The organism is Phocaeicola coprocola (assembly GCF_041333015.1).
In the GTDB taxonomy this organism is placed as follows: domain Bacteria; phylum Bacteroidota; class Bacteroidia; order Bacteroidales; family Bacteroidaceae; genus Phocaeicola; species Phocaeicola coprocola.
In genome coordinates, this window is the sequence record NZ_JBGKGM010000003.1 from 211787 (window position 1) to 224396 (window position 12610).

The window sequence follows — 12610 nt, forward strand, 5'->3', positions numbered from 1 at the left end:
TTCCGTTCTTTTTGAATGGAACTCGATTTGCTATATCATAATTTGAAATGAAATAAATAGGATAGAGCTTATTCTAAAACGATAATTTGGGGAATCTCTTTCTATGAGAACCCCATTTTAATGCAAAAGTACTGCTTTTATTTCAAATTATCTCATTTTAGACCGAGAAATCAGTGGCTTTGAACGACTTACCACATTCATCTTATAGGTATTATCCACCTTTATTTCTTCACTTGTACAATTTAAAATAGTTGTAAACATTGTAACTAACTGATTGTTAGAACGAGTCCTTTTTTTGTGAATCTCATAGAAAGAGATTCCCAGCAATAACATATAGAAGTAATTGATTCAGAAGTTTTGTATTGCGTAGAACTATGAGTACAAAGTTTTTCAATAATAGACTTGGCAATACGCTTTTCGATAAGTTGAAAGGTATTGCATCAGGAATGGTGACATTCGATCGCTTTTTGGCTGTCGTTGGTTTCTTTCGTTCATCGGGTTATTTCAAGTTGCGTAAAGAGCTTGGCGATATATCCGAAATTAAAATCTTGGTAGGTATCAATATCGATGATATTTTCCGTAAGCACAACAAGGCCCTTTTGATGCTTGCCGATGAGGTCAAGGCAAAGGAAATCTACAACAACGATTTCAAAGAGGATATTGTTAATGCTCAATATTCTCCAGAAGTCGAAGAAGGAATCTTGCAGATGTGTGAAGACCTTGTTTCGGGACGCTTACAGATGCGTATTCACGCTACCAGAAATCTGCACGCCAAATTCTACTTATGCTTACCACAAAACCATAGCGAGCATAGCGATGGTTGGGTAATAATGGGTTCTTCTAATATCTCCGATTCAGGTTTGGGAATTAAACAGCCGCCACAGTATGAACTCAATGTGGCAATGAAGGACTTTGATGATGTAAAGTATTGCTCAGATGAATTTTGGACTTTATGGAACGAAGCTGTTCCATTAACAGCAAAAGATATTGAAGAGTACAAAAAGAATACATACTTGGGCTATCAGCCTACTCCATACGAACTATACATCAAAGTACTTATTGATACATTTGGCGACCAAGTGGAAGATGACTTCTCCATTCAGTTACCCGATGGGGTCAAGGATTTGAAATACCAGAAAGATGCAGTTATTCAGGGCTATCAGATGCTGATGCAGCATAATGGTTTGTTTCTTGCTGATGTCGTGGGGTTAGGAAAGACTATGATTGCAACGATGATAGCCAAACGTTTTGTAGAGGCTAACGGTAAAAATACCAATATCCTCGTTGTATATCCCCCAGCATTGGAAGATAACTGGCGAAATACATTCAAACTTTTCGGAATATACAAGAAAACTCAATTCATTACTAATGGCAGTCTGTCAAAGGTTCTTGAAGGTAAAGACAATTACAAGGACAAAGAGGAATTTGATTTAATCATTGTCGATGAAGCCCATGGTTTCCGCAGCGACAGTTCTGGCAAATATGATGAGTTGCAAAAGATATGCAAATCCCCCTGCCTGAATATGGGCTTGCTGAAAAGCACTCAAAAGAAGGTAATGCTTCTTTCTGCTACACCGCTCAACAACCGTCCTGATGATTTACAGAATCAGTTACTATTGTTCCAAAATAGCCAAAACTGTACCATTGACGGAGTTCCCAACCTCAAAGGTTTCTTTGCTCTGCTTATCTATGAATATAAGAGATTGATGCGAGAGCGTGACCAGCGTGATGTTACTGCTGAGGTTGATAAAATCTATGAGCAGATACGTAGTAAGGTTATTGATAAGGTAACAGTACGCCGTACACGCAATAATATTCTCAACGATCCCGATTATAAGGCAGATATTAAATCACAGGGTATCATATTCCCAAATATTCTGCCACCGAATGAATTGGAGTATGTAATGGGCTCAGATACAAGCAACCGCTTCTATGAGACGCTTAAGCAATTGACTGATGGAAAAACGGATGAAAATCCAGAAGGCAAGGGACTGACCTATGCCCGCTATCGTGCTGTTGAGTTTTTGAAACCTGAATATCGTAGCAAGTATAAGAATGCTGTACATATTGGTCAGACATTAGCTGCCATTTACCGTGTTCATATGGTAAAGAGATTGGAGAGTAGTTTCTATGCTTTCAAGAAGTCGCTTCGAACACTTCTTCGTATTACAACTGATATGATTAAGATGTTCGATGAGGACAAGGTGATCATCGCCCCTGATTTGAAGGTGAAAGACCTGCAAGCAAAGAATATGGAACTTGATGAAATTATCGAGTATGCCATTGCAAAAGGATATGCAACTGAAGATATTCTCTTCCCAGCCAATGCTTTTAGTTCTGATTTTCTTGAAATGCTCCATCATGATCGTGAGATATTGGAGCAACTCAATGCAGATTGGGCGAAAGAGAATGATGATCCGAAGTTTGACAAGTTCCGAGAAAACCTTACTAATGTCTTTTTTGATACGACCATCAATCCATCTGGCAAATTGGTGTTGTTCTCTGAAAGTGTCGATACATTGAATTACTTATACGATAGATTGACAAAAGAGATAGGTCGCACAGATGTTTTGATGGTAACAGCAAGCAACCGCAACCGCTTGGGACAGACTATCAAAGAGAATTTTGATGCCAATTTTGACAGTAAGTCAATGAAGTACAACATCATTATTACTTCTGATGTATTGGCAGAAGGTGTGAACTTGCATCGTTCCAATGTAATTGTCAATTACGATTCGCCTTGGAATGCCACACGTTTAATGCAGCGTATAGGTCGTGTAAACCGTATCGGTTCTGTTGCTACGAATATCTATAACTATATGTTCTACCCATCGCAACAGGGTGACAAGGAAATTCAACTCTACAAGAACGCTCTTGTCAAATTACAGGGTTTTCATTCAGCATTTGGCGAAGACGCTCAAATCTACTCAAAGGAGGAGATTGTAAAGGAGTTCCAAATGTTTGACAACAATGTAAAGGACAGTATCGACAAGAAAATAGCCCTGTTGCGTGAAGTGCGTGAACTCTACAACAGAGACCGTAAACTATATCATAAGATCAAGGCTTTGCCAATGAAGAGCCGAGTGATGCGTGATACGGGAAAGCATTGTGGAAAGTCAGTCATCTTTGTTTCTTCCAATGTCAAGACCGAGTTTTATCTGGCAACCCAAACTGGTATTGAAATTATCGACTTTCTAGAAGCGGTAAAATACCTCAAAGCAAAGCCCGAAGAACAACCTGTGCCTTTCTCTAATGAAGAACAACACTACAAGCATGTAAATAATGCATTGGTTCAATATACGACCGAATATGTGGAGGCAGCCGATACATCGTCCATCAACCGCACTGACCTTGACAAGACCTCGCTTGAAGCCAACAAGTTCTTGCGTACCATCAAGCAGATAACAACCGATAGTGAATTGAAATCGCAATGCGATGTATTGATCGGATATATCAACGAAGGCATCTATGCCCAATTGCCTCGCTACTTGAAAGCCTTGTCTCGAGAGTACAAGAACGACCGTGCAAAGATGAAGCAGTACGAGTATAGTTTACAAAACAAAATTTCGGAATTATTCGGCGAATATCAGACGATGAACAAGGAGCAACGACACGATGCCAAAGATATTTCTAATCCTCAAATCATTATATCAGAATCATTTAAGTAAATATTTTTATGCCAACTACATATACACCGGATATTTTGAGAAAACTATTCCAATCATCTTTCAATCTGACTCAGTGGTACACTTTCCTACAATATTTTTTCAATGCAACCGAATTGAAAGAAGAACCAGAAAGGATTATAGGAAGCACCTCTGATAATGGTTACTATTTGGGAAATATAGATACTACAGACAGTTATCGTATCGGTTTATTTCATTACAATATTACAAAAGGCTCTGTTGCAAACAGGCGTGTGGGACTACGCAATCTTGTAAAGTCATTCATCAATCCGACTTGGGGCGAGTTTGATGCTGCATTGGTGGTATTTGATAGTGGCGACCATTGGCGATTGTCATTTATTTGTGATATCAAGGGCGAGGCAACTTCACCTAAACGATATACATATGTCTTCGGCAGTGATGATTTACTGTACAGAACACCAATTGAGCGTTTCTACTTCTTAAAGAAAAAAGGTATTTCATTTGAAAATCTGAGAACAGCATTCTCTGTAGAGGCTCTTTCTGATGAGTTTTTTGATAAGTATCGTGAACAATATGCAGACTTTATCCAATATGTTACGGGTAAGCGGTTTGTTAAGGTTGGCAGCAAGTGGGAAGAAAAGGTGCTTGGCGAGCCTAATGCAGCATTGACGCAAGCATTTGACCATAACGAAAAAAAAATCCGTGATTACGTAAAGAAGATGATGGGACGCATCACCTTCCTTCATTTCTTGCAACGCAAAGGTTGGATGTGTGGCGACCTAAACTATATGCAAAATTTATTTGAGAATTCAGCATATAAGGATGATTATCTCGATTCAGTCCTCGAACCATTGTTTTTCGGTATCTTGAACACTAAACCTGCAGAGCGTGAAGCCCTGTTTACCGATTACAGTTGGGATAAATCGCTACTTAATGAATGGAAGGATATTCCATACCTCAATGGCGGATTGTTTGAACGTGATGAAGAAGATGAGCCCGAAAGCCGTTTCCCAGCCGATTACTTCAAACGCTTGTTCCAATTCTTCAGCGAATACAACTTTACCATTGACGAGAATGATCCTAATGATGCAGAAGTCGGAGTTGACCCCGAAATGTTGGGTAAAATCTTCGAGAATTTACTTGAAGACAACAAGGACAAAGGAGCATTCTACACACCGAAAGAGATTGTACGATATATGTGCCAGGAGTCTCTTATTGCCTACCTCGAAACCAATACAAGTATAGCAAAGGACAAAATTCGCAACTTCGTTCTTACTCCCGAAGATGGTGTAGATGACATTCCTGAGAATAAAAAACCTAAACTACTCACAGCACTGGAAGAGGTGAAGATTTGCGATCCAGCTATCGGTTCGGGAGCATTCCCTATGGGCTTACTCAACGAGTTGTTACATTGTCGTGAGGTGTTGAGCGGAGAACAGTATGACCGAGCAGAAATCAAGAAAAGCATTATCCAAAACAATATCTATGGTGTGGATATAGAGAAAGGTGCGGTTGACATTGCACGTTTGCGTTTTTGGCTCTCTATTGTGGTAGATGAGGAGACTCCATCGCCACTACCAAACCTTGATTATAAGATTATGCAGGGTAACTCGCTTATTGAAAGTTTTATGGGCGTGGATTTAAGTAAACTTACTTACGAAAAGGAGCACAAGGAAGATAAGGGAGAAATATCACTATTCGATGATGAGAAAAACCGTCTGCAAAAAACAGTCTCGCATCTGCTATCAGCATACTACTCTTGTAGTGACCATGACAGGAAAGTGACATTGCAGCAAGAGATTTCCGACACCATCAACAAACAACTGGAGGCACAAGGATACGACCCTGCAATTCTTGACAAACTCAAAACTATTAATCTTGCCGAGAATAATAACTTTTTCCTCTGGCATACTTGGTTCAGCGATGTTTTCAATCGTGATGATGATAAAAATGGTTTTGATATTGTAATTGGCAATCCTCCGTATATCGATTCTGAGACCATGATTTTATTAGGTCAAACAGACCTACGTGAATATATTACCAAACATTATAAATTCATAAAAGGAAATTGGGATATATACATGGCTTTTCTTGAATGGGGGTTGACTCTATCTAATGGATGCTTGTGCTATATTACCCCTGATAAATGGTTATCTAAACCATTTGGAAGTAAATTCAGAGAACAATGTATGATTCCCCGTATGAAAACAATTTTACATACAGGGAATAAAACTTTTGAAAGTGCAATGGTGGATGCCATAGTAACACTTTTTGTTCGTAGCTCAGACAAGATAAGTGCATATAAATTTGCCGGGAATAAAAATATAATACTTATGAATTCCGTTCCATCTAATTCAATTCCAAAACCATATTATATTGATTCTTTATTTAGTGAGAACAATTATTTAATCAGAAAAATGGAGGATAAAAGTATTATGCTTAGCACCATAGCGGAATGTGAGAATGCTTGTGCAACACACGATGCGTATGAATTATCTCCGTATGTCTATAATCTCACATCAAAATATGATTCTGCAGCACAATTAAAACTTGTTAATACAGGTACTATTGATAAATTTTCTAATAGATGGGGAGTTAAAGATATAACATACCTTGGAGCTAAATATTTATGTCCTGTGATAGATAAAAAAACATTTGTATCTAATTTTGGTAAGGCATATATTCGCAAAACATTGTCCAAGAAACTTATTTTCAAGGGTCTAAACCTACTTGATGGTTTTATTGATTTATGTGGAGATTATATCCCAGGTAAATCCACATTGGTTATTTGTTCAGACGACATCAATAACTTGAAATTTTTATGTGGTTTGTTAAATTCGAAGTTGGCAATCTTCTATATTAAATCTAAATATGCCTCTAGTAGTTATTGTGGTGGTATAACTTTTTCAAAAGATATGATAAATAATTTTCCTGTTTCTTCTCAGAATGGATTTAAAGAAAAAATAATCTCAATAGTTGATAAAATTTTGGATGCTGGATATTCTATTGGCTTAAATAAGTTGTTAAATGAAACCATATATTCTAGTTACAACTTATCTTCTGTGGAAATAAAAATCGTCGAACAAAGCTTCTAAACACAATAATAGCCTGCTGTGGTGCAGGCTATTATTGTATCCAATCGTCATAATAAACAAATTATTATAAGTACCTTTGTGTGGTAGTGTTTCAAACAGTGTGTCCGGAGTAAGCCTTCAGACCTCTTAGCTTTGCAAATATATCAATTTATCTGTTACTTCATTGGCAGGCGCGCTGCCTACGACAGCTGAAGAATAAATAGCGATAGCCCGCAACCAGCCTAGATGACTTGTCCTTTTGTATTACATATCTGTCTTAGAAAATATCGCTATCATATCTTTTTTATATCTATGGGCAATCTTCTAAGAGTATTTTCCATTTGTTGTGAAATCGATGGCGCGGTTAGAAATAATCTTTCCCGAGCTCTACTCATCGCTACATAATAAACTCTGTCAGATTCGTTGTCTTTAAGATTAGGGTTAATAATCATGTTTAACGCTTTTTCTTCTGTGAAAACGACAAGTACATTTTCAAATTCGTCCCCCTTTGCTTTATGTACTGTTCTTTGGGCACTTGAATCTTCTAATAATCCAACACATTGAGATAATTCTCTGTATGTATGAGAAGAGTAAAAACTATAAATACTAGTATCTTTTTTAATTTTAGTTATTTTCCAGCGTTTGCATAGATAATCAAAGAAATCTTTTAATGTTCCATTACAATATTTCCCATAATCATCAAGTGCTTCTTTGACAGAAGTGTAAGCAGCAATATCCATAACTCCAATGTTTTCGAGCATTTTAAAAGCTGCTCCGAATTGCTTGTTTCTTGCATGTTCAATGGCTTTTATCCATATAGTTACAAACTCTTTTCTATTTGCATTACTATCTTTGATTTGATTTAATAAGTTACTGTTTTGAACGTGGGCATCCACACATTGTTTCAAGATGTTCGCCTCTATATTTCTGTATGATAATGCATGTACCTCATTAGCCGCTATTCTCTTTGCTTCTTCATAGCAAGCCAACAACTCACCAACAAGCAGCAAGGGCTTCATGCCATGCTCGTTTCTTATGGGGTGTTGTTGAAACTCTGTCCTAATTACATTAAGTAAATCAATGATTTCATTACTACTTCTTCTATTATCCAAAATGGTATAGTCCCGTAAACCATCTAAGGTAAACGAGGCGAATTGATTTGGGTCCGCCCCCAGAAATCCATAGATAGACTGAGCATAGTCACCAATAACGCCTACAATAGCTCCATTCTCACCTAACGATTTGATAATTTTTGCCTGAATTGGGTTGGTATCCTGGAATTCATCAATGAAAACATAAGGGAACTGTATTGCCAAAGCTCTGCTGATAAATGGGTATTTCTGTATGAGCTTATAGCTGAAATAGAGAACATCGTCATAGTGCATATATCCTTTTTTCCATGCCAACTTTTTATAAACGATATATGCATTTTCATTCAAAGCATAACCCTTTTTACAGCATTTCTTAGGTGGATTCGCATAACATTTTAGGCTGCCATCTTCTTGCAGCTTCCACTTTGCTGCCCTAATTGCTGAGAAAGTAGCATCTTGTTCAGCATAGTACTGCTTAACGGCCTTCCTTATTTCTTCAAAAGTATTATAGTCAGATAATATTCTGTCATCTTCTCCATTTAATAGTTCTATATTAAATCCTTCGTCTGTTGCGATAAAATGTAGATAAGGCTTAACTATATAGGCATAAAGGAAACTGTGGATTGTACAAGAAAGAACACGGCTTCTATCCTCATACATTCTGCCCATCAACGTGTCTGCTCCTACATTGGTATAGGAAAGGCAGGCGACCTTACCCATCTTCCCAAGACTTTCTGAGTCTTTCAGTACATGGGACACATGCAAGGAAAGCCAGTGAGTTTTACCAGCTCCAGGACCTGCTGAAACTCTAAAGTGGTGATTGATATCAATCCGTGAGTCAGAACTTATCTCAATAACCATTCTAATGCATTGTGAATATAAGGTGGAACATTGAAAATCTTCTTATGTTCATTGCCTGCTTCTAGCTCAAAGTTTTCTTCTAGAGCGAGACAAAGTTCTAAAGCGTTTTCGCCTTTATCCAATGAAGAAAGGTAGCGAGCAGCTATAAGATGACGTCTCTTTTCATCCTCTTCCCAATCAGTATTGTCAATAGAGGTCTTGACATCATCCCATTTCTTATTATTTTTCACTTTGACCTTTGCTTGTGCATAATCACCACCCATCATGTTTTTTATCTCAGATTGATTCGACATAGATTCCGTAACCAGCAATTCAAGATCTGGATTACACAGAGCGAGTTCGTATTCAAATGTTTTACCTTTATTTGCATCTTGTGAAAAATACCTGATAGATGAATGCTCCCTAAATGCATTTTCCTCCTCTTCTGCGTTCACAGAATATTCGTAATGCTCATTATCTTTATACAAATCGAATGGGTAACAAACTGTAAATTTACAATTTGCCTCTTTCTTCTTTCTTACAGGGTCTCTGTCTGTAATACATGCCACCTTTTTAGGTATTGCATTTGGTGAAGACTCTATATTGAACAACTTTACAAAATGATTAAAATATCGACCATTAATATTTACTACTGCCACATGCTGATCTTCCAGTGATTTACCGTCATAGCGAGCAAGTGTGCTCATCAATAAATTTTCTGCAATACCTTCTACCAAAATAACTTTACGAGCAAAAAGCATGTCCGACTTTGTTGCATCCAAGAATCTTTGTACATAGTTCTTTGATTTTTTGTCTTCATCAGAATCTGTAAATACCTTACCTGGGTAGCAAACATTTGTGACACCATCCTCTCCCTTATGCAAACATATTATATTATCCAATTTAACTGCGGCAGTAATCTGCGAGGAGTGAGTTGTGATGAAAATCTGGCGCACTTTATGATCTACTTTTAGATTCTTGTCAAGAAATTTAAGAAACTTGTATTGCATGGCTGGATGCAAGTGTGCTTCAGGCTCTTCAATAGCAAGTATCGGATATACTTTGGCATTATCTCCCATATAGTTGCCATCAGCATCAGCCTGCATTTTGGCAAGCAAGAGAGACATATATATTAGGTTGTTATATCCCAAGCCATTATGTGTGGCTGAAATTTCAATGTCTTCGCCATACTTGATAATAAGTTTCAGTGCTGAGAATAAATCCTGCTCTGTCAATGTACTCTTAAAATCAGGCAATGCATTATTGAAAGATGCTCCTGTTTCATGTGCATAATCAAGCATGACATCTTTCCCTTCCGACAATCTTTCCAATAATGAAGTCATAAGAGCAGTCGCTTCATTACTGAAGTTATTCCTTACATCCTTTAATTCTGATTCCTTCTCTTCTTTCGTCTTGTCCTCTTTGGTCTTTATTCCATAATCAATAAAGAAATTTAGCACATCCTTCAGCATGGTACTTCGCCCATAAAACATATCATCTTCTACGTTTCTCATAGCACCTAAAAATTGGAAGTCAAACCGTTCCAACTTGTCCATTTCAGGTTGAATAGGTGCATCCAATGGGCCCGCAAGCAATTTATATACATAATAGCGGAGAAAATCATTCTCAAGAATACTCCACCCATTCTTGATATCCTCCACATCTGCCATAGCTGCTTTATAATCATCTTCTTTTTCTGCAGGCAAATAAAACCGATAAGTCAACATCGCAGCATAGCCATTCTCCATATCAGTAAACCAGTTAGCAACCACTCTCAAATCCTCTTCTTGCTCATTATACTCAATGTTACTGTTTTTGAATGTTACTGATATTGTAACTGATGGTGACTGGCTTTTCAGATTTTCAAGAGAAATATCCCTATTGAAATCATTAGCATTTAGTCTCCTGTATCTATAATGTGGCTCTATTACCAATTGTAATGCCTTCAGTAAGTTTGTTTTTCCAGCATTGTTATGACCTATTAGGACATTGAGGCCATCATTAAATTCGATGTCCGAATCTTTAAAATTGCGGAATCCTTTTACTTTTATATGGGAAATGTACATATTTTTATTTATTGTAAATTTTATTTTCTCAACAGATTCTTAAAGTTAAATTTTCATAGCTCTAACTCTTTCATGCAACTCTGCCATTTTCTGCATAAGCGCATCAAACTCTATAGATTTGCCATAAATGAAGAAACGCCTCATATCGGCATAATCATCTCGCCATGCTTCCATAGCCGATTCCGGTATCATAAAGTTGATGGTTGATGGGGCATGTAAATCATAGTTTACATACTTCAAAGCATTATAAGTTTTACGATGTTGAACAATGGCATCATAAAGTTTTCGATTCGACAAAGCTTCTTCTCCATATTCTGTATCCATCAACTTTTCTAAATCATACAGATGTCGTGACATTCGTACGCTCCGTGGTTTTTCTTTTTGGAATTCTTCCGCCAAAAGAAACAGCTTCTCAAGGAATGTACGAGCAGGAACTACAGTCCTGACAAAACTTTCAGCATCAGCATCTTCGCCATCAAAACTATCGCCTATCAAAGAACTTATGTGTCGTATCTCTGTTGGCTCATCCATTGAAAGGCAACTGATTTCTATCTTTACACGAGGAGGAATATAATTTATTGAATCTTCAAGAATTGACGGGTAGTGCAATAGAATTACACTAGGATCTTTGTCCGAATCTATTAGTCTCCATTCTCCATTTCTATCTTGTTCTTGAGATACATTCTCTATACTGTAACCAGAAACTCCCATTTCTTTCAAACGGGCATCTAGTTGTGAAGAAAGGGTCTCGTGAATATATGCTCGTGCCTTTTTGCGTAATTTCTCCCGCTGACTTTTACTTGTTCCCTCAATACCAAAGAACGAATGATTGATTGCCAAATCAATGTCTTCAGAGAAACGCTCTATGATATTAAAACCTTTTGACAACGATGTTCCGCCTTTGAATATCAAAGAATCACGGCAATCTGTTTGGAATAATGCCTTCAGCGTAACTGTTACCCACCAGTCCTTTTCTATAGCTACCTGATTAACGCCAGGATGTCCAACCTCCGTCTGCTGTAACATTGCTAAACGGTCCACTATCTCATTGTTTAACCACAGTTTTCCCATAATTTAAGTTCCTTTTAAGCGGTTAGCATTGGTTTTATAATTCGTTTCATCCATGCAGGCATCATATCTACATCTTTGATTAAAGTCTCCTTATCTGTTTCTTTTGATATCAATTGTCGAATTATATTCAATTCACCTTCTCCTATATTCTCCTTTTTCAGAGCCTTAAGTGCTTGAACAAGTAGTGAAATCAGGCGGGTACCATAACAGAAGTTCTTGGGGACACCTCTTTTTAATACTACTTTCCTATTTGATATAATTATTGTTCTTTCACTTCCAGTAGTTAGAAATGTATAATTCATTGGTACTTGAGTCGATAGCCCTAATGAATTCAATGCAGTCATACCTGATGGTAACACCTTTGCATTATCTCGGACTGCAATTGCCTGTACAACTTTATCGACCGAAGGAAGTACAATACCGAATCGACTTTTTCTTGGCTTGGTATATATTCCATGTGCAATTTTAACAAGTGTACCGTCATTTGTCAATTCAGTCAAAATACTACCAACAAATTCTGTATGATATTCAGGGAAGTCTGAACGAAACAGGATGCAATCTTCAGGCATCGCTTCTATACGTTGCTTGAGAGTAGTACTATCTATAGAATTTTCATTAGCCATATCACCTTTGAATTTTTGATGATTTTTCAAATGCAAAGATACAGAAAGAATTCAAATAAATAATAAATTACCAAGTAATTTGTTCGTTAGCCATGGAAATATATTTTGCAATGGCAATAAGAATGCTATTTCTTTATATGAAACCGCTTTTCTTATCGGTGTTTCATTTTTTTCGGTAAATCGAAAAAGAATCGTACT

Annotated in this window: 6 protein-coding genes; 2 read left to right on the forward strand and 4 right to left on the reverse strand. The window is 37.2% G+C overall.

Annotated features, from left to right (window positions below; all coding sequences use genetic code 11):
* Window positions 1–374 precede the first annotated feature (374 nt).
* Complete coding sequence (locus ACDG22_RS10375; RefSeq protein ID WP_270672586.1) at window positions 375–3668, forward strand: helicase-related protein; 3294 nt, start codon at window positions 375–377, stop codon at window positions 3666–3668.
* Between the two features lie 8 nt (window positions 3669–3676).
* The gene (locus tag ACDG22_RS10380; protein WP_270672589.1) at window positions 3677–6742 is read left to right on the forward strand and encodes an Eco57I restriction-modification methylase domain-containing protein; all 3066 of its coding nucleotides are present in this window, start codon (window positions 3677–3679) and stop codon (window positions 6740–6742) included.
* Between the two features lie 272 nt (window positions 6743–7014).
* Here the strand turns inward: ACDG22_RS10380 and ACDG22_RS10385 are convergent, their stop codons facing one another.
* Genes ACDG22_RS10385 through ACDG22_RS10400 form a run of 4 tightly spaced genes read right to left on the reverse strand, consistent with a single transcriptional unit; the run spans window position 7015 to window position 12412 of the window.
* A complete protein-coding gene (locus ACDG22_RS10385) occupies window positions 7015–8673 on the reverse strand; it encodes an ATP-dependent helicase (RefSeq protein WP_270672591.1) in 1659 nt (552 codons plus the stop codon).
* Window positions 8658–10718, reverse strand: a complete 2061-nt coding sequence (locus ACDG22_RS10390) for an ATP-dependent nuclease (protein WP_270672595.1) — start codon at window positions 10716–10718, stop codon at window positions 8658–8660. The genes ACDG22_RS10385 and ACDG22_RS10390 overlap by 16 nt, the downstream gene beginning before the upstream one ends.
* Window positions 10719–10763: 45 nt before the next feature.
* On the reverse strand, window positions 10764–11789 hold the full coding sequence (locus tag ACDG22_RS10395) for a nucleotidyl transferase AbiEii/AbiGii toxin family protein (protein ID WP_270672597.1): 1026 nt from the start codon (window positions 11787–11789) through the stop codon (window positions 10764–10766).
* Window positions 11790–11803: 14 nt separating this feature from the next.
* Window positions 11804–12412: a DUF6088 family protein gene (locus ACDG22_RS10400; protein WP_227088430.1), complete on the reverse strand. Its 609-nt coding sequence runs from the start codon at window positions 12410–12412 to the stop codon at window positions 11804–11806.
* Between the last annotated feature and the right edge of the window lie 198 nt (window positions 12413–12610).

Excerpts from the sequence above, each read along its gene's own strand:
- ACDG22_RS10375 (WP_270672586.1), top strand. The coding sequence starts at position 375 with ATGAGTACAAAGTTTTTCAATAATAGACTTGGCAATACGCTTTTCGAT.
- ACDG22_RS10380 (WP_270672589.1), top strand. The coding sequence starts at position 3,677 with ATGCCAACTACATATACACCGGATATTTTGAGAAAACTATTCCAATCA.
- ACDG22_RS10385 (WP_270672591.1), bottom strand. The coding sequence starts at position 8,673 with ATGGTTATTGAGATAAGTTCTGACTCACGGATTGATATCAATCACCAC.
- ACDG22_RS10390 (WP_270672595.1), bottom strand. The coding sequence starts at position 10,718 with ATGTACATTTCCCATATAAAAGTAAAAGGATTCCGCAATTTTAAAGAT.
- ACDG22_RS10395 (WP_270672597.1), bottom strand. The coding sequence starts at position 11,789 with ATGGGAAAACTGTGGTTAAACAATGAGATAGTGGACCGTTTAGCAATG.
- ACDG22_RS10400 (WP_227088430.1), bottom strand. The coding sequence starts at position 12,412 with ATGGCTAATGAAAATTCTATAGATAGTACTACTCTCAAGCAACGTATA.